At 67.0% G+C, this 22,685-nt stretch carries 19 protein-coding genes and 1 tRNA gene; 16 read left to right on the top strand and 4 right to left on the bottom strand.

Going from position 1 to position 22,685, the window contains the following annotated elements; all coding sequences use genetic code 11:
• The first annotated feature begins 51 nt into the window (after window positions 1-51).
• Window positions 52-990, top strand: a complete 939-nt coding sequence (locus TK49_RS03215; protein ID WP_045785423.1) for a LysR family transcriptional regulator — start codon at window positions 52-54, stop codon at window positions 988-990.
• Window positions 991-1,061: 71 nt separating this feature from the next.
• On the opposite strand, the gene TK49_RS03210 is transcribed toward TK49_RS03215, so the two are convergent.
• From TK49_RS03210 to TK49_RS03195, 4 genes are all read right to left on the bottom strand, one after another.
• Complete coding sequence (locus TK49_RS03210; RefSeq protein WP_045785422.1) at window positions 1,062-3,665, bottom strand: DNA topoisomerase III; 2,604 nt, start codon at window positions 3,663-3,665, stop codon at window positions 1,062-1,064.
• A gap of 253 nt (window positions 3,666-3,918) precedes the next feature.
• Window positions 3,919-4,308 (bottom strand): thioredoxin family protein, encoded by a 390-nt coding sequence (locus tag TK49_RS03205; protein WP_045785421.1) that lies wholly within the window; start codon window positions 4,306-4,308, stop codon window positions 3,919-3,921.
• A 36-nt stretch (window positions 4,309-4,344) separates the two neighbouring features.
• A complete protein-coding gene (gene dprA / locus TK49_RS03200) occupies window positions 4,345-5,565 on the bottom strand; it encodes a DNA-processing protein DprA (protein ID WP_045785420.1) in 1,221 nt (406 codons plus the stop codon).
• Between the two features lie 24 nt (window positions 5,566-5,589).
• Entirely contained in the window at window positions 5,590-6,765 is a 1,176-nt protein-coding gene (locus tag TK49_RS03195; protein WP_045785419.1) for a LysM peptidoglycan-binding domain-containing protein, read from the bottom strand.
• Window positions 6,766-7,019: 254 nt separating this feature from the next.
• Here TK49_RS03195 and def point away from each other — a divergent pair, with 254 nt between their 5' ends.
• The 15 genes from def to TK49_RS03120 all read left to right on the top strand — a co-directional run bounded on the left by def (window position 7,020) and on the right by TK49_RS03120 (window position 22,685).
• Window positions 7,020-7,535 carry a peptide deformylase gene (gene def, locus TK49_RS03190; protein ID WP_045785418.1) on the top strand — a complete coding sequence of 172 codons (516 nt, stop codon included), beginning with the start codon at window positions 7,020-7,022 and terminating at the stop codon, window positions 7,533-7,535.
• Between the two features lie 52 nt (window positions 7,536-7,587).
• On the top strand, window positions 7,588-9,558 hold the full coding sequence (locus TK49_RS03185; RefSeq protein ID WP_240479903.1) for an ArnT family glycosyltransferase: 1,971 nt from the start codon (window positions 7,588-7,590) through the stop codon (window positions 9,556-9,558).
• Between the two features lie 56 nt (window positions 9,559-9,614).
• Window positions 9,615-10,598, top strand: coding sequence for a methionyl-tRNA formyltransferase (gene fmt, locus TK49_RS03180; protein ID WP_045785416.1), 984 nt, complete (start codon window positions 9,615-9,617; stop codon window positions 10,596-10,598).
• A gap of 42 nt (window positions 10,599-10,640) precedes the next feature.
• Window positions 10,641-11,297 carry a LysE family translocator gene (locus TK49_RS03175; protein WP_045785415.1) on the top strand — a complete coding sequence of 219 codons (657 nt, stop codon included), beginning with the start codon at window positions 10,641-10,643 and terminating at the stop codon, window positions 11,295-11,297.
• Between the two features lie 120 nt (window positions 11,298-11,417).
• Window positions 11,418-12,278, top strand: a complete 861-nt coding sequence (gene htpX, locus TK49_RS03170) for a zinc metalloprotease HtpX (RefSeq protein WP_045785414.1) — start codon at window positions 11,418-11,420, stop codon at window positions 12,276-12,278.
• A gap of 102 nt (window positions 12,279-12,380) precedes the next feature.
• A complete protein-coding gene (rsmB, locus tag TK49_RS03165) occupies window positions 12,381-13,712 on the top strand; it encodes a 16S rRNA (cytosine(967)-C(5))-methyltransferase RsmB (protein WP_045785413.1) in 1,332 nt (443 codons plus the stop codon).
• Window positions 13,713-13,724: 12 nt separating this feature from the next.
• Window positions 13,725-14,489, top strand: a complete 765-nt coding sequence (locus tag TK49_RS03160) for a DUF4390 domain-containing protein (protein WP_045785412.1) — start codon at window positions 13,725-13,727, stop codon at window positions 14,487-14,489.
• Complete coding sequence (locus tag TK49_RS03155) at window positions 14,486-16,930, top strand: sensor histidine kinase (RefSeq protein ID WP_045785411.1); 2,445 nt, start codon at window positions 14,486-14,488, stop codon at window positions 16,928-16,930. The genes TK49_RS03160 and TK49_RS03155 overlap by 4 nt, the downstream gene beginning before the upstream one ends.
• 36 nt (window positions 16,931-16,966) lie before the next feature.
• Window positions 16,967-17,680, top strand: a complete 714-nt coding sequence (locus tag TK49_RS03150; RefSeq protein ID WP_045785410.1) for a response regulator — start codon at window positions 16,967-16,969, stop codon at window positions 17,678-17,680.
• A 68-nt stretch (window positions 17,681-17,748) separates the two neighbouring features.
• Window positions 17,749-17,824: transfer RNA gene (locus TK49_RS03145), tRNA-Phe, on the top strand.
• A 285-nt stretch (window positions 17,825-18,109) separates the two neighbouring features.
• Complete coding sequence (locus tag TK49_RS03140; RefSeq protein WP_045785409.1) at window positions 18,110-18,412, top strand: hypothetical protein; 303 nt, start codon at window positions 18,110-18,112, stop codon at window positions 18,410-18,412.
• Between the two features lie 168 nt (window positions 18,413-18,580).
• Window positions 18,581-19,489 carry a MurR/RpiR family transcriptional regulator gene (locus tag TK49_RS03135; RefSeq protein ID WP_045785408.1) on the top strand — a complete coding sequence of 303 codons (909 nt, stop codon included), beginning with the start codon at window positions 18,581-18,583 and terminating at the stop codon, window positions 19,487-19,489.
• 14 nt (window positions 19,490-19,503) lie between these two features.
• Window positions 19,504-20,859: an aspartate aminotransferase family protein gene (locus TK49_RS03130; protein ID WP_045785407.1), complete on the top strand. Its 1,356-nt coding sequence runs from the start codon at window positions 19,504-19,506 to the stop codon at window positions 20,857-20,859.
• A complete protein-coding gene (locus TK49_RS03125) occupies window positions 20,856-21,689 on the top strand; it encodes a beta-keto acid cleavage family enzyme (RefSeq protein WP_045787716.1) in 834 nt (277 codons plus the stop codon). Before TK49_RS03130 ends, TK49_RS03125 begins: the two co-directional genes overlap by 4 nt.
• Window positions 21,690-21,788: 99 nt before the next feature.
• Window positions 21,789-22,685, top strand: a complete 897-nt coding sequence (locus TK49_RS03120; protein WP_045785406.1) for a glutamate/aspartate ABC transporter substrate-binding protein — start codon at window positions 21,789-21,791, stop codon at window positions 22,683-22,685.

The following is a 22,685-nucleotide window of genomic DNA, read 5'->3' as shown; positions in this document are numbered from 1 at the left end:
GTCACGACAGATTTGTTCTATTTTTGACAACAAATTATGTGAGAGGTTGGAATGGATCGTTTGCAGTCGATGCGGGTGTTTTCCAAGGTCGTGGAGCTCGGCAGCTTCGCGCGCGCAGCCCAGCATCTGTCGATGAGCAATGCCGTGGTCACGCGCTACGTGGCCGACCTGGAGGCGCACCTCGGCACGCGTCTGCTCAACCGGACCACCCGCAGCCTGTCGCTGACGGACGTGGGCGAAACCTATCTGCAGCGCTGCCAGCAGATTCTGCTCGACATCGACGAGGCCGAATCGCTCGCCACGTCGCGCAGCCAGGCGCTGGTGGGTGGCCTGCGCATCGTCGCGCCGGTGATGTTCGGGCTGCACGTCCTGCCGATGCTCCTCGCGCGCTTCCAGCAGCTGTACCCCGAGGTCACGTTTGACGTGGCGCTGTCGGATCGCCCGATCGACATCGTCGAAGACGGACGCGACGTCGGCATCATGGTGTCGGAACTCGGGCTCGGCTCGCACCTGGTGGCGCGCCGCATGATCTCTGCGGAGATGATCATGGCCGCCACGCCGGCCTACCTGCGCCAGCATTCCACCCCGCAGCGCGCAGAAGACATCGCCGATCACCGCGTGATCGCCATGTGGCACCCGCAGCTGCGCCACGAGTGGGAGATGACCACGCCCGACGGGCAGTCGATCGCCGTGCCGGTGCAGCCGTCGCTCGTCACCAGCAATGCGGAACTGATGCATCGCGCCGTGCTGGCCGACATGGGCATCGCGGTGCTGTCGTCGTACATGGCGCGGCCCGACCTGGAGTCAGGCCGGCTCGTACGCGTGCTGCCGCAGTACAAGCTGCCGCAGCGCTCGCTCTCGCTGGTGTACCCGAGCCGCAAGTTCCTGCCGACCAAGGTGCGCACGTTCATCGACTACATGCTCGCGCAGGCGATGGAAGTGAAGCACAGCGAAGCGCGCGCCGGACGCGCATTGAGCGAAGCCGCATAAGCCACGGCAGGCCGCGCAAACAAAACGGGAGGACACTGTCCTCCCGTTTGCATTAGTGCCGAGTGGCGCGCTCAGGTGTCGCTCGTGCTCGCCTCATCAGCCTCGGCTTCGGCGGCCTTCTTGCGCGCTGGCGTCTTCTTGGCGGCGGTCTTGGCGGGTGCCTTCTTGGCCGCGGCCGTGGTCTTCTTCGCGGCCGTCTTGGCGGCGGGCTTGCCCTTGCCTTCACCGCGCGGCTCGAACTCGAAGCCGATCTTGCCGTCCGGCTGCTTGACGAGGAACGCCTTGAAGGCGCGGCCCGTGCGCGCCGACTTGAACCCGGTCAGCAGGTCCGTCTTGCCCTCGGTGAGCAGCTTGTGCAGCTGCTCGCGGCTGATCTCTTGCTGCAGGATGATCTTGCCGGTGGTGAAGTCGCACGTCTTGGGCTGCGCCACGGCGTTTTCACACACGTACTTCAGGCCGTGCTCGTAGACGTTGCCGTTGCACTTCGGGCAATGGCCTACGCTTTCCTGGCCGGTGAAGTCGACGGGTTCGCCGTCCTCTTCCTCGTTCTGGCCGAAGTCGAACTCCATCTTCCAGTGGCCGTCTTCCTGAACCAGCTTCAGGATGGCGGCAAACGGCCGGCCCATCTTGCTGCGGAAGCCCTGCAGCGGGCCGATGGTCTTGTTGGTCAGCAGCTCTTCCACCTCGTCCAGCTCGAACTGGCGACCACCCGGGATCTTGCTGATCGAGAAGTCGCAGTGACTGCACGCGAAGCGGCGGTAGTTTTCCTTGACCACGTGACCGCATTGCGGGCACGGCGTGGAAAGCGTCGCGTAATCGCCGGGGATGGTGTCGCTGTCGTACTCCTTGGCGCGCTTGACGATCTGCTGCGTCATCTGCGCGATCTCGCGCATGAACTCGTCGCGTGCGAGACGGCCACGCTCGATCTGTGCGAGCTTGTGCTCCCATTCGCCGGTTAGTTCGGCCTGCGTGAGTTCTTCCACGCCCAGGCCGCGCAGCAGCGTCATCAGCTGGAACGCCTTGGCCGTGGGGATCAATTCGCGGCCTTCGCGCACGAGGTACTTTTCGGTTAGCAGCCCTTCGATGATGGCCGCGCGCGTGGCCGGCGTGCCCAGGCCCTTGCCGGCCATGGCCTCGCGCAAGGCGTCGTCGTCGACGAGCTTGCCGGCGCCTTCCATGGCCGACAGCAGCGTCGCTTCGTTGTAGCGTGCGGGGGGCTTGGTGGTCAGGCCCACCGGCTCGACCTTGTCGGTCTTGACCTTTTCGCCCTTGGCGACGGGCACGAGGTTGGCGTCGTCGCCCTGCGACTCACGGCCGTAGATCACCAACCAGCCGGGGTTGACCAGCACCTTGCCTTCGGTCTTGAAGTGGTGGCCGGCCACCTCCGTCACGCGCGTGGTGACGAGGTATTCGGCCGCCGGGAAGAACACCGCCAGGAAGCGGCGCACCACCAGGTCATACAGCTTCTGCTCCGGCTCCGACAGGTTCTTCGGTGCCTGCAGCGTCGGGATGATGGCGAAGTGATCGCTGATCTTGCTGTTGTCGAAGATCCGCTTGTTGGGCCTGACCCACTGGTTGTCGAGAATCTTCTTCGCGTGCGGCAGGTAGTTGTGCGAACTCTCGGCCAGCATGTCGAGCGTCTTCTTGACCGTGCCCATGTAGTCTTCGGGCAGCGCGCGGGAATCCGTCCGCGGATACGTCAGTACCTTGTGCTTTTCATACAGCGCCTGCGCCAGCCCCAGCGTGTTCTTGGCCGAGAAGCCGAAGCGGCTGTTGGCCTCGCGCTGCAGGCTCGTCAGGTCGAACAGCGCCGGCGACATCTGCGTGGACGGCTTCGATTCTTCCGTCACGGTGCCCGGCTTGTCGCGGCACGCAGCGACGATGCTCTTGGCCTCGGCCTCGCTCCACAGGCGCGAGTCGCGCTGCTCGGGGTCGAACTCGTTCTTCTTGAATTTCGGATCAAACCAGCGGCCTTCGTACAGGCCCGCCGCGGCGATGAACTCGGCGCGCACTTCCCAGTAGTCGCGCGGGACGAACCGTTTGATCTTCTCTTCGCGCTCCACCACGATCGACAGCGTGGGCGTCTGCACGCGGCCCACGGTGGTGAGGAAAAAGCCGCCGCCTTTGCTGTTGAAGGCCGTCATGGCGCGCGTGCCGTTGATGCCGACCAGCCAGTCGGCTTCGGAGCGGCACCGCGCGGCGTCGGCCAGCGGCATCATTTCTTCGTCGCTGCGCAGCTTGGCAAACCCGTCGCGGATCGACTGCGGCGTCATCGACTGCAGCCACAGTCGCTTGACCGGCAGCTTGGTGTTCGCGTGCTGCGCAATGAGGCGGAAGATCAGCTCGCCCTCGCGCCCCGCGTCACAGGCGTTGATGAGGCTCGTCACGTCCTTGCGCTTGATAAGGCGTGTCAGCACCTTGAGGCGCGACTCCGACTTGGCGATGGGGCGCAGATCGAAGTGCGGCGGGATCACCGGCAGGTGCGCAAAACTCCATTTGCCGCGTTTGACCTCGTACTCCTCCGGGGCGGCGATTTCGACCAGGTGGCCCACGGCCGACGAAAGGACGTAGTCGTCGCTTTCGTAATACTCGTCGTGCTTGGTGAAGCCACCCAGCGCGCGCGCGATATCAGCGGCGACCGACGGTTTTTCGGCAATGATGAGGGCCTTGGACATGTGAGCGGATCCTGGCGATCGCAAGCAATCGATAAAAAGAAGTCGCTGATCTATAGCGACCGTTCGCGTGGGTTTTGTAGAGTCTTATGGCTTCGCGGGCCGACTTTCAAGTGCTGCGGGCGCCTGTTGGGGCACGCACCGGGGTCCTGTCAAAACGGTTCAGCCCCGAATTTGGCCGCCAATCATAAGCGCGGTTCCTTAGGGGGTGCAATAGAGTGGCGCATGCAGCGCATCGCGTTGTCAAGCGCCGTCCTCACGCCAGTTCCAGCAGCCAGGCGCGCAGGTCCGGCGCTGCCCGGACGGCCGGAGCAGCGGCCAAGTCCCGCGAAAGCAGCCCCTCCACCACGCCCGCATGTGGCAGGACCGGGCCGAAAAACAACACATCGCCGGCGTCGTCCATGCGCTGCACCAGCAGGGTGGGGAAGTTTTCGACGTCGAAATCGCCCAGCGCATCGGCGTGGTCTTCCACGTCCACCCAGACGAAGCAGCATTCCGGATGCCGCACCGCCAGATCAGCGAACGTCGCTCGATAGCTGCGGCACGTGCCGCACCACTCGGCGCACAGGCACGCAACCAGCCACCGTCCGTGGTGGATGTGCTCGCGCAGCGCGGCGATGTCGGTGTCGGGAGAAAGGAGCGGCATGTCGGTCGAACAGTCGCGCCTATTGTAGGCACGCTTTCACGGAAGCCGCAGGAAGCGGCCGCCGGGCTGGCGCTCGACGCGGCCGTCCAGTTCGAGGGCCAGCAGTTGCGCCGACAGCGCGGCAGCGGGCTGGCCGGTGCGCTCACACAAGGTGTCCAGGTCGACAGGGTCAAAGCCGAGGGCATCAAGCAGCGCGGTTTCGGCCGCGTTTGGCGGGGTGCGCGCGGCAGGCGCATGCGCAGCGGACGCCGGTTGAGCCGACGGCGGAGCCGATGCTGCGGGCCTGGTACGGCGCTCCGGTGCGGCGGCGCTCGCCCAGCCAAGTTCGTCGAGGATGTCGGCGGCTGTCTCCACGAGCTTGGCACCCTGCTTGATCAACAGGTGGCAGCCCTTGGCCAGCGGCGAGTGGATCGACCCCGGGATCGCGAACACGTCGCGTCCCTGCTCCCCAGCCAGCCGCGCCGTGATGAGCGAGCCCGACTGGGCGGCGGCTTCCACGACCAGCAGCCCGCGCGCGAGCCCGGCAATGAGGCGATTGCGGCGCGGGAAGTTCTCGGCCCGGGCGCCCATGCCCAGCGGATACTCGGAGATGATGAGCCCCGCCTCCGCAATGCGGTGCGCCAGCGCCCGGTTGCGCGCGGGATAGACGATATCGAGCCCGGTGCCGACCACGGCGATCGTGCTGCCCGGGCCGGCCAGCGCGCCTTCGTGCGCCGCCGCGTCGATCCCGAGCGCCAGTCCCGACACCACCGTCACGCTGGCCGCCGACAACGCCTGCGCAAACGCCCGGGCGTTTTCGATGCCGGCGGCCGTGGCGCTGCGCGCACCGACCACGCCGACCGCCGCCGCCCTGAGCAGCGAAACATCGCCCTTCGTATACAGCAGGGTCGGCGGATCGGGCAATTCCAGCAGGCGGGGCGGATACCCGCGATCAGCGAGCGTGAAGACGGCGTTGCCGGGCGTATTCGCCCACACCACGGTGCGCTCGATCAGTGAAGCCAGCGCTGCATCGGGCTCGGCGAGCAACGCCCGCGCGTGCCGCTCCGGGACCACCTTCACCAGCGCCGAATACGGTTGTGCGAAGATGTCCTGTGGCAAGCCGAACGCCGCCAGCAGTTGCCGGGCGGCTACGGGCCCAACGCCAGGGGTTTCGGTCAGACGCAGCCACGCGGCCAGTTCAGCGGGGTCGCGGGTGCAGGAGAGGGTGTCGGTGGAATCGGCCGCGGCGGACGCCGCGGCGTGCGATACATCGGTCAAATCAGGGACTGCGGTAACGCGTGGTCAGGGTTGTTGCGACATCGGATTGGTGGCCGTATCGCCCACCTCCACGGTGTTCGAGGCGTCAGTCACCAGCGCATAGGCGACGTGCGGGAAGACGCGGAACACGAATGCCAGGCCGTAGCGCTCCTCCGGCAACACCACGCGCTCGTTGCCGGCGGTCGGATCCTTCACCACGCCGCCCGCACGGGCCAGTGCCAGCACATGACCGGGTTCCAGCCCCTGCTGGCTGCCGATATTCAGCACGACAACCTGGTCGGTGCCGCCAAAGCGCACGCCGCCGGTCACCTTGGCGACCACGCCGTGCACGTCGCCCTCCGGTGCATGCGGCACATAGCGCACAGGCACGCGCGGCGGCAGCGGCATCAGCTGCGTGCCCACGCCCATTTCTTCCTTGGACGACAGCACTTCCATCTTGGTGGCCGATTGCGGACCCGCGGCAGCGCGCACCACGCGCAGCGTGCCGAGGAAATCCGCCTCGTAGCCGAGCACCTTGCCGCTGACGGGATCCTTCAACGGCTTGACCGGGCGATATGCCTGCCATTCGCTGCCCGGCTGGCCGCCTTCACCTGCGGGCAGACCGCGCGCGTAGGCGCTCTCGCCCTTGCCCAGATAGACGCGGCCTTCGGGCAGCGCAAAGATGCGCGCCGGCGTGGCCAGCGTTTCCTCGTCCACGACGATCGGCTGGGTGAGGAACGGCTCGATCACAGCGGGGGGAATGCTGGGGATGGCATCGCCGTCCTGGCCCGACACGCGGGTATGCGGCGACAGGCGCACCGTGCTGCCCTCGGCCGAGGCTGGCGAAGTCGACAGCCACGCCCGGCCGTTCGCGTGATGCAGATACAGCACCTGGCCCGGATAGATCAGGTGCGGATTGCGGATCTGTTCGCGGTTCATGCCCCACAGTTCCGGCCACCGGTACGGGCGCTGGAGGTATTTGCCCGAAATCGCCCACAGGGTGTCGCCCCGGCGCACGGTGTATTGCGCGGGTGCGTTGGCGGCCAGCTCGGATTCGGGAATGCCGGCCTGGGCAGCCGCTGTGGCCTGGGCCTGTTGCGCCGGCGTCACGACGCGCTCCGCCGCGTGCGCGCCACCTAGGCAGAAAAGCGTTGCCGCGGCAACCGCCGAGAAGGCGCAAACGTAAGGCTGGCGCGGTTTCGTGGCGGGATGAGAGAGCATCGGTGTGTTACGATGGCGCATTATTCTTTGAAGAATCGGCGAGTGGTCCGCGTGGTATTCGACGCTTGGCCGCCGCCACTGCACGCGTACTGTCGGCGCAGCAATCCGGGGGGTATGGCATCGAACGTTCGTCAGGCTTTTTCCTAAGCCATGTGGCGGATAGCGCCCCCGATTCTGCATGACATTCCAAGCGATCGCAATTGAAGGCAACCCCTCGTTAGCGTGGCCTTCCGCAACCGTTGTTGCCAAGCATCATGGCCCTACTCAATATCCTGCAATACCCTGACCCGCGGCTGCACAAGGTGGCCAAACCGGTTGCCGTGGTCGACGACCGCATCCGCAAGCTCGTGGCCGACATGGCCGAAACCATGTACGAAGCCCCCGGCGTCGGCCTGGCCGCGACGCAGGTCGACGTGCATGAGCGCGTGATCACCATCGACGTCTCGGAGACGCGCGACGAACTGCGCGTGTTCATCAACCCCGAGATCGTGTGGGCCAGCGCCGAGCGCAAGGTCTGGGATGAAGGGTGCCTGTCGGTCCCCGACATCTACGACAAGGTCGAACGCCCCGATCGCGTGCGAGTGCGCGCACTCAACGAAAAGGGCGAAACCTTTGAACTGGAGGCCGACGGCCTGCTGGCCGTGTGCATCCAGCACGAAATGGATCACCTGATGGGCAAAGTCTTCGTTGAATACCTCTCGCCGCTCAAGCAGACCCGCATCCGCTCCAAGCTGAAGAAGCACCAGCGCGAAGTGGCGCACCAGCGGTGAACGCCGTTTCATGCCAGCCGATGCCGACGCGCCCCGTCGCCCCGTTCCGCTGATGCAGCCCTCCCCCGTCGGCACGGGCGCCCGCACGCTACCGGCCTTGCTGTTGCGACACTGGCGTGCCGTCGTCGTGCTGATGCTGTGTGCATACTTCGTTGCCGGCACGTTCTGGCGCATGCCGTGGAAAGCCGACGAGCCTTACTCGTTCGGCGTGGTGCTCAACATCATCCAGCAGGGCGACTGGGTAGTCCCGAATGTCGCCTTCGAGCCGTTCGTCGAAAAACCGCCGCTGATGTACTGGACGGGCGCGCTGGCCGCGCTCGCGCTGCCCAATGTGCCGGCGCACGAGGCCGTACGCGTGGCAGTGCTGTTCTGGATGGCACTCACGTGCTGGGCCGTCTGGCGTACCGCGCGGCTGCTGCGCGGCGAGGCGCGCGACTGGCGCCAGCGCGTCGGCACAGCGCTGGCACGCGGCCGCCCGGGGCCGACACTTGCAGCGCGTCGCCAGGCCGGCCTGGACGCCGGTGGTGCTGCGCTGCGCGACTACGCACTGGGCGCGCTGCTGCTGTTTGCGGGCTGCATCGGGCTGGTCGAGCACGTGCACAAGTTCATTGCGGACGTACCGCAATTGGCGGGCACGGCGATCGCGCTCTATGGTCTCGTGCGCTTCGTCAAGGAAAGCGAAACGGACCGCACCGCAGGCGTCGACGCGCTGCGGCCGGCGCTGTGGTTCGGCACGGGCATCGGCGTAGCGTTCCTGGGCAAGGGCGTGCTCGTGCCCGGGCTGTTTGCGCTGACGGTGCTCGCGGCGATCGCCCTGCTGCCCGACTTCCGCCGCCGCCATGCCTGGCGGTTCTATGGCCTGTCGCTCCTGGCCGCGCTGCCGTGGCTCGTGATCTGGCCGGCAATCTTCTGGCATGAATCCACAGACCTGTTCATCGAATGGTTCTGGGTCAACAACGTCGGGCGATTCTTCGGGTTCTCGCATCTCGGCGGCGAGAAAGGATCGCTGGCAACGACGCTGCGCTCCATACTGCTGACCGGCACGCCCGCCGTGTGGCCGGCCCTGGCCGTGGTGGCGTTGTCGGTGTACAAGCTGGTGCGGCTGCGGGGGCGCGGCGTACGCGCGGCCTGGCTGCTGCCGTACCAGGGGCACCTGGTGGTTGCGCTGTTCCTGTTGTTGAGCATCGCCGTGGTGCTGCGCTCGGCCGTGCTGCGCGATGTGTACCTGATGCCGCTGCAACCGGCGATGGCGCTGCTGGGCGCACCGATGCTGCTGCTCGTGCCGCCGGTTTGGCGCGCCCGTGCCTGGGGCGCAGCGGTGGCGCTCTTTGGCGCGCTTGGCGTCGTGGTGTGGGCCGTGTGGGCCGCACTCGTCGTCGACGGCGGGATGCTGCTGCCGGCCTGGCTCTCGAAGGCGCTGGGCCGCGTGCTGCCCTTGCCCTATGACATGCTGGTCCACCCGATTGCCGTGGCAGCGGCGGCGGCCGTCACCGCCGTGTGGGCCGTCTGCGTGTGGCTGCGGCCAGCGCGCTCCGGCGTGGTCGCATGGACCGCCGGGTTGGGCCTCGTATGGGGCCTGCTGGGCACCCTGCTGATTCCATGGGTGGACGACGCCCGCAGCTACCGCCCGCTGTTCCAGGCCATCAAGCCGGTGCTGCAATCTGCCCAGGTCTGCGTGGCCACGCGCGGCATGGGCGAGAGCGAGCGCGCGCTGATGCACTACGAAACCGGTGTCCGCCCGGTCAAATGGCTGCTGGGCCATAGCGGCCACGGCGACGCCCACCGGCCCAACCCCGAGGCCCGCACCTGCGACCTGATGCTCGTGCTCGACAAGGCACGCGAGAACCGCAGCCGCCAGCCCAAGGGCGCCGATTGGGAGCTGGTCTGGCGCGGCAGCCGGCCAGGCGACACCAATGAAACCTTCTCGCTGTTCCAGCGGCGCGGCAATGGCGGCACCGAAGCCTTGCCTTCGCCCGAGCCCATCGTCCCGCTGACGGACACACCGCATCGCGGACACCGTTGAACCCAATGCGCTACGCCACCGTGTAGCGCGTTTTTTGTTGCTCCTGTTTTGCACGCATGACAACCACCCTTCGCGTAGCGTTTGCCGGCACACCCGAATTTGCGCAGACGGCGCTGGCGGCGATCCACCAGGCCGGCTTTCCCGTTGTGGCCGTGTTGAGCCAGCCTGATCGGCCCGCAGGCCGGGGCATGCAGCTGCAGGCCAGCCCGGTCAAGCAATATGCGGTGTCGCATGGGTTGGGGCCGATCCTGCAGCCGCCCTCATTGCGCCGCACGGGCAAGTATCCGCAGCAAGCCGCAGAGGCCATCGAGGCACTCGCCGCACAGCGCCCCGACGTGATGGTCGTGGCGGCCTATGGCCTGATCCTGCCGCAGGAAGTGCTCGACCTGCCGCGCTTTGGCTGCATCAACATCCACGCATCGCTGCTGCCGCGCTGGCGAGGCGCCGCGCCCATCCACCGGGCCATCGAAGCCGGCGATGCGCAATCCGGCATCACGCTCATGCAGATGGATGCCGGCCTCGACACCGGGGACATGATCGCCATGGAACGCGTGCCCATCGGCCCGGCGGACACCACGGGCACGCTGCACGACACGCTGGCCGCACTGGGCGGCCGCATGGTGGTGGAGGCACTGTCGCGGCTCGCGCGGGACGGCCAGCTGCCCGCGACGCCGCAACCTGCCGAAGGTGTCACGTATGCCGAGAAGATCGCCAAGGACGAGGCGGCGCTCGATTGGGCGCGCCCATCTGCGGCGCTGCTGCGGCAGGTGCATGCGTTCAATCCGTTTCCGGGCGCATCGGCCGCGCTTGACGGCGTGACGATCAAGTTCTGGCAAGGCGAAGCCCTCGCCGATCGCCCCACCGACGCAGAACCGGGCACGGTGCTCGCCGCCAATGCCGACGGCGTGACCATCGCCTGCGGCACCGGCGCACTGCGCGTGACGCAACTGCAGAAGCCCGGCGGCAAGCGCCTGCCCGCGCGCGAGTTCCTGCAGAGCCTCGCCATCCAGCCAGGCCAGCGGTTCGCGTCCCGCAGCTGACGCGCATCCATATATAGAGAGAAGAGACAAGAGGACTCCGCCATGACGACGCTGGGCATCGTGAACCTGCCGCTCTTCATGCTGGCCGTGTTCCTGCTGAATGTGACGCCGGGGCCGGATACGGCCTATATCGTGGGGCGCAGCGTTTCGCAAGGGCGGACGGCGGGGCTGCTCTCGTCGCTCGGGGTATCGGCCGGCTGCTGCGTGCACGTGCTGGCGGTCGCCTTCGGGCTGACGGCCGTGCTCGCGGCATCCACGGTGGCCTTCACCGTGATCAAGGTGGTGGGCGCGGCGTACCTGATCTACCTCGGCGGCCGCATGCTGCTGGCACCGCCCGCGCGCGACGACACCCTCGCCGAAGCCGAAACCGCCGAACCGGCCAGGCGCCCGCGCCCCCTCAAGTCGCTGTTCATGCAGGGCTTCCTGACGAACGTGCTGAACCCGAAGGTGGTGCTGTTCTTCCTGTCGTTCTTCCCGCAGTTCGTGGATCCCCATGCCGGCCACAAGGCGCTGGCGTTCCTGGCGCTGGGCGCGGTGTTCGTCGTCATGTCGACGGCGTGGAATAGCGTGGTGGCGTGGGTGGCGGCCAGCGTCACGCGCCGCGTGGCGGGCAAACCCGGCATCAAGCGCTGGCTCGATCGCGTGGTCGGCACGGCATTCATCGGACTGGGTGCGCGGCTGGCCTTCACCACGCATTGACCAAGCAGGCTCCAACTGCGGCAAAGTACCGCGCAAACATCGCACAAACCCTTGAATTTTCAGCGAATATCTTGATCTAAGATACTCGCGAAACCCTCGACCCACAGGAGCCACGCCCTCATGTTCAACTGGATCAAGACCTTCATGCTGATGGCAGCGATTACCGCGCTGTTCATCGTCATCGGCGGCATGATCGGCGGACGCAGCGGGATGATGCTGGCGCTGCTGTTTGCGCTGGGCATGAATTTCTTCTCGTACTGGTTCTCCGACAAGATGGTCCTGCGCATGTACAACGCGCAGGAAGTCAACGAGACCACCGCGCCGCAGTTCTACCGCATGGTCCAGGAGCTTGCCGGCCGCGCGGGGCTGCCCATGCCGCGCGTGTATCTGATCGACGAAGCACAGCCCAACGCCTTCGCCACGGGCCGCAACCCCGAGCACGCCGCCGTGGCCGCCACGACCGGCATCCTCAACATCCTGAGTGAGCGCGAACTGCGCGGCGTGATGGCGCACGAGCTGGCCCACGTGCAGCACCGCGACATCCTGATCTCGACCATCTCGGCCACCATGGCCGGTGCGATCTCGGCGCTGGCCAACTTTGCGGTGTTCTTCGGCGGGCGCGACAGCGAAGGCCGCCCCGCCAACCCGGTCGCCGGGATTGCCGTCGCGATTCTTGCACCGCTGGCCGCGTCGCTGATCCAGATGGCGATCTCCCGCGCGCGCGAGTTCGAAGCCGACCGCGGCGGCGCGCAGATCAGCGGCGATCCGCAGGCGCTGGCCTCGGCGCTCGACAAGATCCACCGCTATGCGGCCGGCATCCCGTTTGCCGCCGCCGAGGCCCACCCGGCCACCGCACAGATGATGATCATGAACCCGCTGCACGGCGGCGGCCTGGCCAACCTGTTCAGCACGCACCCCTCGACGGAAGAGCGCATCGCGCGGCTGATGCAGATGGCGCAGACCGGGCAATACCCGGTCTGAGGCAGGCGCAGGAGGCCGCTTCCTTTATACTTTCGCAGTCCGCACGAGCCCGCCCATCGCGGGCTCGTTGCATTTTGTCCGCCTGATTTTTCCGCTGCCCCGATGCGTCTGCCGCCAGACTCCCTTGCCCACGCCTTGTCGCTTGCCGCTACCGCACTCGGCAAGCTGCGGCAGGGGACGGCATTGCCGCAGGCCATCGAGGCCGTCTGCCAGGGTCAGCCTGCCCCGGCACGAGGCGCGGTGCAGGACCTCGCCTACCGTGCCACACGCTGGCTCGGCAGCACCGACTGGCTGATCCGCACGCTGATCCCGCGCCCGCCCGCCGAAGGCGCTGCCAACCTGCTGCGCGTAGCGCTCGCACAATTGCTGGACACTGCGCAGCCGTATGCGCCGTTCACGGTGGTCGACCAGACCGTGCGGGCCGCCTCGGCCGATCCGAAGCTCGCGCACGGCAAGGGCATGGTCAACGGCGTGCTGCGACGATTCCTGCGCGAGCAAGACGAGCTCGTCGCCGCGATGCAGGCCGACCCGGTGGCCACCACGAACTATCCGGCATGGTGGATCGACGCCGTGCGCAGCGCGTACCCCGGCACGTGGCAGGCCATCCTCGCGGCCGGCAACCGCCGCCCGCCGATGGTACTGCGCGTGAACCCGCGCCGCATCGCCGTGGATGTGTATCTCGCCCGGCTGGCCGAAAGCGGCATCGACGCCGAACGGATCGGCGAACAGGCCGTGCGGCTGGCCCGTGCCGTGCCCGTGGCTGAACTGCCTGGGTTTGTCGACGGCAACGTCTCGGTGCAAGACGCCGGGGCGCAACTGGCGGCACCGCTGCTCGACGTGGCGCCCGGCCAGCGTGTGCTCGACGCCTGTGCCGCGCCCGGCGGCAAGACCGGCCACCTGCTCGAACTGGCGGACGGCCTGGACGTGACGGCACTGGAATCCGACGCCTCCCGCGCCGTCCGCATCGACGAAAATCTGGCGCGTCTGGGCCAGGCGGCCACCGTCCGCGTGGCCGATGCTGCCCAGCCCGACACATGGTGGGACGGCCGCCCGTTCGATCGCATCCTCGCCGACGTGCCATGCTCAGCGGCCGGTATCGTCCGCCGCCATCCGGATATCCGCTGGCTGCGCCGTCCGGCCGATCTGAAGGCACTCGCCGCCCTGCAGCGCGACATCGTGCGGGCGCTGTGGGCATGCCTCGCGCCCGGTGGCAAGTTGCTTTATGTGACCTGTTCGATTTTCCCGACGGAAGGCGAAGACCAGGCCCGATGGTTTGAAAGCCATCTGCAAGATGCGATACGATTGCACGCGCCCGGCCAGTTGCTGCCGGCCTTGCCCGAGTCGGCGCCCGCTGGTGGCTTCGGCGCCGGCACCTCGCCCCTGCCGCTCGATCACGACGGCTTCTTTTACGCGGTTTTCCAGAAACGGCCCTGATCAACGACCGTTGTGACTGTCATCCTTCGCCCATCGATCCGGCTGCTGCCACCCCGGTTCCGGCAGATTCTGCAACGGCTGGTCGTTCTGGGCATGCTGTTCCTATGGTGGCCGGTCATGGCGCCTGCGCAGACCATCGAAGTCAACCGCGCCCAGCTGGAATATGCCGATGGCGGCTGGAATCTCTCCGCCGATTTCGACTTCGATCTGCCCGGCAACCTCGAAGACGCCGTCAACAAGGGCATCGCGCTCTACTTCCTCGTCGAGTTTGAGCTGATCCGCCCGCGCTGGTATTGGTTCGACGACCATGCGGTGAGTGCCACGCGCGTCGTCCGGCTGTCGTTCCACCCGCTCACGCGCCAGTACCGCGTCTCGACCGGCGGCCTGCAGGTGCCGTTCTCGCGCCTGAAAGATGCGGTCGACTTCCTGCAGCACGTGCGTGGCTGGCGCGTGTTCGAGCAGCGTGCGGTCAAGCCCGGCGAAACCGTCCAGGCTGAAGTCCGCATGCGCCTGGACGTGACGCAACTGCCCAAGCCATTCCAGATCAACGCCGTCAACACGCGCGACTGGAACCTGAGTTCGGACTGGAAACGCTTCAGCGTGCTGGTGCCCAACGAGCTCCCCTCAGCACCGGCGCCGGCACCGGCAACGCCGCCGGCCAGTGCGCCGGCATCCTCGCCGCCCGCCTCTGCCGCCTCGGGCCTGTCGCCCAACCCGGGCTGGGGCATGACGGCCACGCCGTCCAACGCCACCTCGCTGCTGGCGCCCGCCAAATGATCTTCGACCGCAGCTACAAACGGCTGCTGTATCAGGTCGTCGCCGGCACCATTGTCTTCCTGGCGATCGTGCTGGTCGGGCTGCTGGCCGCCGCGTCGGCCAACACCGAATTCTTCGACCGCTATTTCACGCTGCTCTACAAGGTCAACCTCGTCATCGGGGTGCTGCTGGTGGTGATCATTGGCGGGCTGATGCTGGCGCTCGCGCTGCGCGCGCGGCGCGGCAAGTTCGGCACGCGGCTGATGACCAAGCTCGCGGTGTTCTTCGGGGTGGTTGGCGTGCTGCCGGGCGTGCTGATCTATCTCGTCTCGCTGCAGTTCGTTTCGCGCAGCATCGAATCGTGGTTCGACGTGAAGGTGGAGTCGGCGCTGGAGGCCGGCCTGAACCTCGGCCGCTCCACCATGGACGCCGCGCTGGCGGATCTGCAGAACAAGGGGCGCCTGATCGCCGAGCAGCTCGGAGACGGCTCGGCCTCTGCCACCACGCTCACGCTCAACCGGCTGCGCGAGCAGTTCGGCGTGCAGGAGGCGACCATCTTCACCACCAGTGGCCGCGTGGTGGCCACGGCATCGAGTACGTATGACACGCTCGTGCCGAGCCTGCCCGACCAGGCCGTGCTCGAGCAGGCGCGCTCGCCCGGCGGCTATGCCAGCCTCGAAGGCGGCAGCGACTACGACGGCGACAACGGCCCGGCATCGGCCCCGCGCGCCGGCAATCGCCGCAACGATCTCTACCAGTTGCGCGTGGTCGTCGCACTGGGGACGGCCGCGCGCGAGGAGTCGGGGCTGCGGCTCGGCACAGCGGGGCGCAAGTGGGCCGGCACGGGCCTGCTCGCCGACCGCACGCCGGAAGACGCCGGCAGCCCCTCGCGCGGCTTCGGCCTGGTCGGCGAAGCGAGCCGCGAAGAGCGCTTCCTGCAGCTCGTGCAGCCGGTTCCCCAGGCGCTGGCGCGCAACGCCGATGCCGTCCAGCACGCATACCAGGAGTACCAGGAGAAGGCGCTCGGCCGCACGGGCTTGCGCAAGATGTACATCGGCACGCTCACGCTGACGCTGTTCCTGGCCGTCTTCATTGCGGTGATGCTGGCGCTGCTGCTCGGCGCACAGCTGGCACGGCCGCTGCTGATGCTGCTCCAGGGCACGCGTGAAGTGGCCGAGGGCGACCTCTCGCCCAAGCGCGAGCTGCATACGCGCGACGAACTCGGCCTGCTCACGCAGCAGTTCAACCAGATGACGCGCCAGTTGGCCGACGCGCGCCGGGCAGTGGAGCAGAATCGCGCGGCACTCGAGCAGTCGAAAGCCTATCTTGAGAGCGTGCTGACCAACCTGACCGCAGGCGTCTTCGTGTTCGACCACCGCTTCGTGCTGCTGACCGCCAACCCGGGTGCCGAGCGCATCTTCAAACAGCCCTTCGGCGCATGGGTCGGACAGGCCCTGGGCGGCATCGCGCCGCTGGCGGCCTTCGCCTCGATCGTCGAGCAGGCCTTTGCCGAGCACGATGTGAGCGCTGCGGCGGGCGCCGCGGCCGCACACTGGCAGAAGCAGGTCGAAATTCCCGTGGAAGATGAAGACGAGCCGCTCACGCTGCTGGTGCGCGGCACGCGGCTGCCCGGCCCGTCTGTCGGCGCGCACGGCACGGAGCGCGGCTACGTGGTGGTGTTCGACGACATTTCCGACGTGATCTCCGCGCAGCGCTCGGTGGCCTGGGGCGAAGTCGCGCGGCGCCTGGCGCACGAGATCAAGAATCCGCTCACGCCGATCCAGCTCTCCGCGGAGCGGCTGGAGATGAAGCTCTCGCCCAAGCTGTCGGAAGCCGACGCCGAGGTCTTGCGCCGCGGCGCCAGCACGATCGTCAACCAGGTCGCGGCCATGAAGCGCATGGTGGATGACTTCCGCGACTACGCGCGCACGCCACCAGCCATGCTGCAGGAGCTCGACCTGAACGCGCTCGCGGCCGAAGTGCTGCACCTGTACGGCATCGATCACCCTGACCGCCACGAGCACCCCGTCATCGAGGCGAGGCTCGGCGCGGGCCTGCCGCTCATCAAGGGCGACCCGACGCAGTTGCGCCAGGTCATCCACAACCTGCTGCAGAACGCGCAGGACGCGGTGGCCGAGAACGAAGCCGCCGGGCGACCTGCACCGCATGTCATGTTGCAAACTGACACGGTAGAATACGACGACGCCTCGGGCGCGCGGCGGCAGGCCGTGCGGCTTGCGATCGCGGACAACGGCGGCGGGTTCTCTTCCCGCATCCTCAACCGCGCCTTCGAGCCGTACGTCACGACCAAAGCCAAGGGCACAGGATTGGGCCTGGCCATGGTGAAGAAAATCATGGACGAGCACGGCGCGCGCATCGAATTGCGCAACCGCCCGTCCCAATCCGGGGGCACCGAGATCATCGGCGCCCAGGTTTCCATCCTGTTCGTAAAACTCGCGTAGCGCGGACGGCGATCCCGCCGCACATAGAGGAAAAGCATGGCCACCATCCTCGTTGTCGACGACGAAATGGGTATCCGGGAGTTGCTCTCCGAAATCCTCGGAGACGAAGGGCACGTTGTCGAAGTCGCCGAGAACGCGCAGCGTGCGCGCGAGTACCGCGCGAATGCAACGCCCGACCTCGTCCTGCTCGATATCTGGATGCCGGACACCGACGGCGTGACGTTGCTCAAGGAGTGGGCGTCGCAAGGTCTGCTGACCATGCCAGTGATCATGATGTCGGGCCATGCCACCATCGACACCGCTGTGGAGGCGACCAAGATCGGCGCGCTGAACTTTCTCGAGAAGCCGATCGCGCTGCAGAAGCTGCTGGCAGCCGTGGAGCAGGGCCTGTCGCGCGGCAAGGAAAAGCCACGTGCACCGGTGGCCGCAACCGCACCGGCCGCCTCGCTGGCGGGCGCAGCACCGGGCACGGCCGCCGCAGGCGCAGCCGCCACCGCAGAGCGCGCTGACATGAACGGCGCCCCCGCTCGCGCAGCCGAAGGCGGCGGCATGCAGTTCTCGTTCGACATGCCGCTGCGCGAAGCACGCGACCTGTTCGAACGTGCCTACTTCGAGTATCACCTGCAGCGCGAGGGCGGCAGCATGACGCGCGTGGCCGAAAAGACCGGCCTCGAGCGCACGCACCTGTATCGCAAGCTCAAGCAACTGGGCGTCGAACTCTCGCGCAACAAGAGCGAGCCGGCCGCCTGATTCCCGAATCCTTCACCGATTGCTTGACGGCGGGGACCAAATCCTGCCATACTTGCGCTTCTTTGCTTGGCCCGGTAGCTCAGTTGGTAGAGCAGCGGATTGAAAATCCGCGTGTCGGTGGTTCGATTCCGCCCCAGGCCACCAAAATTCTTCGTTCTGCAAGGCCCATCGATTTTGCAGAGCAACAAAAAAGACCTCCTCGCGAGGTCTTTTTTCTTTTCCGCGCGGGCTTTCGACACCGCGCCGTCTCCCCGTTCGCCGCGCCGATCAACGATCTGCGGCGCAGTGTCGCAGCAACAAAAAATATACCCGAGCCCTCTTGACGCAGCGCAGCTTAGGGTATACCTAGCGTCCCAAACTGCGCCAAATTGTCACAGGTCTCGGTATAGTGACTCAACGCTATCAGCGGCAAGCACAAGGAGGCACTCCATGGCATTCGTTGGCACCGGTCACCACTTCCATTTCCACGCTTTCGACGGCATCAGCCGCAAGACGCGGTTGACGTGGTTGCGCAATGCTGCGGCGCTCACTTGCCTGATGGCGCTGATCGCGACGATGTGGGTAGGCGGCAATCTGTCGGCCCTGATGCACACGCCGCTGATGAGCGGGGTGTCGTCGCTCGGCGCGGTGATGATCCTGGCGTGCAGCTGCATGGCGGTGAGCCTGCTGGGCCTCGTTGCCGCGGGCTTCTTCCAGTTCCGCATGGAACAGCTCGACGCGCCGGCCGCCTGAGCCCACGCGTCACCGCACGAACGGAGGCCTCGGCCTCCGTTTTTGTTTGTCCGAGACGGCCGCACTTCGCGGCCGTCCTGCTTTGCGCAGCCCACGGGAGACCTCGGTGTTGACGCAATTGTTTCATTAACGTAGTTTACGAAACAATTGAATCAACACAGTCACTCCATGACGTTCGAAGAACTCATGCAGACGCTGCGCGACCGCGCGGGCAATCTGTCTCCGCAGCTGCAGCGTGCCGCCATGCTGCTGGAAACGCACCAGCACGATATCGCGCTGCTTTCGATGCGCGATTTAGCCCGCCGCTGCGACCTGGCGCCGGCCACGTTCTCGCGCCTGGCGCGCGCATTGGGCTTCGAGGACTTTGCCGCGCTGCGCGAGATCTGCGTGAACCACCTGCGCCAGCAGGCGGACGGCTTTGCCGGTCGCGCCAGCACACTGCAGGGCAGCGATGCAACGGGCGCGTCCGACGCCGAGCGCATCGGAATGGCGATCGGCGCACATGTGCAATCGGCGTTTTCGGCGGCCAACATGGTGTCGCTGGAAACCGTCGCGGCCGCGCTATGCGCGGCGCGCCGCGTGTACCTGCTGGGCGCGCGCAGCTGCCTCGCGCTCACGCACGCGTTCGGCTACGCGGCGCAACTGTTTGACGACAAGGTCACGCTGTGCGCCGGCAGCGGCAACACGCTGGCCGATCCGCTGCGCTTCTGCGGCGAGGGCGACATCGTGATCGCCGTCACGTTCGACCCGTACACGCGCGAAGTCGTCGAGGCCATGCAGTACGCGCATGCGCGCGGGGCGCGGCTCGTCTACGTGACCGACAGCGCCATCGCGCCCGGTGCGGAACTCGCCTGGCAGCAACTCGTTGCGCCGGTGGCCATCCCCTCGTTTTTCCACTCACTGGCGGCGCCCCTGGCGCTGCTCGATGCCCTGCTGATGACCTGGTTCCGCCGCGCCGGCCCCACGGCGCTCGCGCGCCTGGCCGACAGCGACGCCCAGCTCAAGCAACAGCACGCCTACGTGCGCAACGCCCGCCGCAGTGAAGCGGCTGTCGCCGTGCCGCCCGCCCAACGTTGACTGCCCGACCGACCATGACACCGTCCACCACCTCTGTCTTCCACCGCGACCCGCGCAAGACGCTGCCCACTGCAATCGGCGGCGAGGGCATGACCCTCATCGACGCCGAGGGCAAGCGCTACCTCGACGCCTGCGGCGGCGCTGCCGTTTCGTGCCTCGGCCATGGCCATCCGCGCGTGGTCGAGGCCATCTGCAAGCAGGTGCGCGCATTGGCGTATGCGCACACGTCGTTCTTTACGACGGATGTCGCCGAGGAGCTGGCCGCGCGCCTCACCGCCGCTGCACCGGGCGACCTGGACCACGTGTACTTCGTCTCCGGCGGCTCGGAAGCGATCGAGGCCGCGCTGAAGCTGGCACGCCAATACTTCGTCGAGATCGGCCAGCCGCAGCGCCAGTACTTCATCGCGCGCAGGCAGAGCTATCACGGCAACACGCTCGGCGCGCTGGCGATTGGCGGCAACGCGTGGCGTCGTGAGCCGTTCCTGCCGCTGCTGGTGCCGGCGCATCATGTGTCGCCGTGTTTTGCCTACCGCGAGCGCCGCGATGGCGAGACCGACGCGCAGTACGTCCAGCGCCTGGCCGATGAACTCGAGGCCAAGATCACGGAGCTGGGCGCTGAAAATGTGGCCGCCTTCGTCGCCGAAACGGTGGTGGGCGCCACGGCCGGCGCGGTGCCGCCGGTGGCCGACTACTTCCGCAGGATCCGTACGGTGTGCGACCGCCACGGCGTGCTGCTGTTGCTCGACGAGGTGATGTCCGGCATGGGCCGCACGGGCTACCTGTTTGCGTGCGAAGAAGACGGTGTGGTGCCGGATCTCGTTGCCATCGCCAAGGGGCTGGGCGGCGGCTATCAGGCGATCGGCGCGACGCTGGTCAGCCGGCGCATTTACGACGCCATCACGAACGGCAGCGGCTTCTTCCAGCATGGCCACACCTACATCGGCCATGCGACGGCGTGCGCGGCCGCCCTCGAAGTGCAGAAGGTGATCGCTGAAGAACACCTGCTCGCCAACGTGCAGGCGCGCGGCGAACAACTGCGCGCGGCGCTGCGGACGCGTTTTGCCGATCACCCGCACGTGGGCGACGTGCGCGGCCGCGGGCTGTTCGTCGGCGTGGAGCTGGTGGCGGATCGCGCGACCAAGGCGCCGCTGCCGCCTGCCCGCAAGACGCACGCACGCGTGAAGGCCGAAGCCATGCAGCGCGGCCTGATGGTCTATCCGATGGGCGGCACGATCGACGGTCAGCGCGGCGACCACATCCTGCTCGCGCCGCCGTTCATCGCGACCGCACAGGACATCGACGCCATCGTCGAGCGCCTCGGCGATGCCGTGGACGCAGCCACCGCCAGCGCATTGGAGGCCGCGTGGTGACCCAGCCCATCGCCATCGCCGTCGCGCCCAACGGCGCCCGCAAGACGCACGCCGACCATCCTGCGCTGCCGATCACGCCCGGCGAGCTCGCCGCGTGTGCGCAGCGGTGCGTGGATGCCGGCGCCGCGATGCTGCATCTGCATGTGCGCCACCCGGACGGCACGCACAGCCTGGAGCCCGACGATTACCGTCCCGCCATCGCCGCCGTGCGGCAGGCCGTGGGCGACGCGCTCGTGATCCAGATCACCACCGAGGCGGTCGGCATCTACACGCCTGCGCAGCAGATGGCATCGGTGCGCGCGCTGCAGCCCGAGGCGATTTCCGCGGCACTGCGCGAGCTTGTCCCCGATGCGGGGCAAGAAGGCGAGGCGGCGCGCTTCTTCGGCGAACTCGCGGCGGCGCGCACGGCCATCCAGTACATCCTCTATTCCGCTGACGACGTGGTGCGCTACCGTGATCTGCGCGTGCGCGGCGTGCTGCCCGACACGCCGCACTGGGTGCTGTTCGTGCTGGGCCGCTACAGCGCAGGCCAGCGCTCCGACCCGGCGGACCTGCTGCCGTTCCTGCAGGCGTGGGCTGACGGCGGGGACATCACCGCCAACGTACCGTGGGCGATGTGCGCATTCGGGCCGCGCGAGGCGGAATGCGCGCTCACGGCGGCGCTGCTTGGCGGCCACGCGCGCCTCGGCTTCGAGAACAACATGGCGCTGCCCGACGGCAGCATCGCACCTGACAACGCCGCGCTCATCACCAACCTGCGCCGGCACATCGACGCGCTGCATCGGCCGCTGGCAAGCGCCGCCGAGCTGCGCGGATGGTTCGGGCGGTAGCGCCGCTTTCGTTTCGCCTGTCGACCTTTCACCTCGAAGAACTTCCCCAAGACGGCGTGGCACGGATCACGCCGCACCCCACAACCATTGGAGGACACCATGCGTCTTACCGCTCGTTGCATCCCGCTGGCGCTGGCCGGCATGTTCGCCACCGCGGCCCACGCCGAGGCACTCGACGGCACGCTCAAGAAGATCCAGGACAGCAACACGATCCTGATCGGCGTGCGCGAATCGTCGATTCCGTTTTCTTACCGCGACAGCAAGAACGAGATCGTCGGTTTCTCGGCCGATCTCTGCTCCCGCGTGATCGACGCCGTCAGGAAGAAGACGGGCAAGCCCAACCTGGAGGTCAAGCAGATTCCCGTGACCTCCCAGAACCGGACGTCTCTGGTGCAGAACGGCTCGGTCGATCTGGAGTGCGGCGTGACCACGCACCTGAAGTCGCGCGAGCAGCAGACTGCTTTTTCGACGACCTTTTTCATCGCCGGCACGCGCCTGCTGACCAACGTGAAATCCGGCGTGAAGGATTTCCCCGACCTGGCGGGCAAGTCGGTCATTACCAACGCGGGCACCACGTCGGAACGCATCCTGCGCAAGATGAACGACGAGAAGAAGATGAACATGAACGTGATCAGCGGGAAGGATTACGGTGAATCGTTCCTCACGCTGCAGAGCGGCCGCGTGGCGGCGTTCATGATGGATGACGTGCTGCTGGCCGGTGCACGCACGCTGGCGCAGAAGCCCGACGACTGGGTCGTGACCGGCACGCCGCAGTCGTTCGAAGCCTACGGCTTCATGCTGCGCAAGGACGATCCCCAGTTCAAGAAGCTGGTGGACGACACCATGACCGGCGTGATGAAGAGCGGCGAGATCAAGACGCTTTACGCGAAGTGGTTCGAAAAGCCGGTGCCGCCCAAGAACCTGAACTTCAACTTCCCGATGAACGATCAGTTGAAGGCGCTGTACGCGAACCCGAACGACACGCCGTTCGAGTAA

The organism is Ralstonia mannitolilytica (assembly GCF_000954135.1).
In the GTDB taxonomy this organism is placed as follows: Bacteria; Pseudomonadota; Gammaproteobacteria; order Burkholderiales; family Burkholderiaceae; genus Ralstonia; species Ralstonia mannitolilytica.
This window is presented reverse-complemented; position numbering and strand designations above follow the sequence as displayed.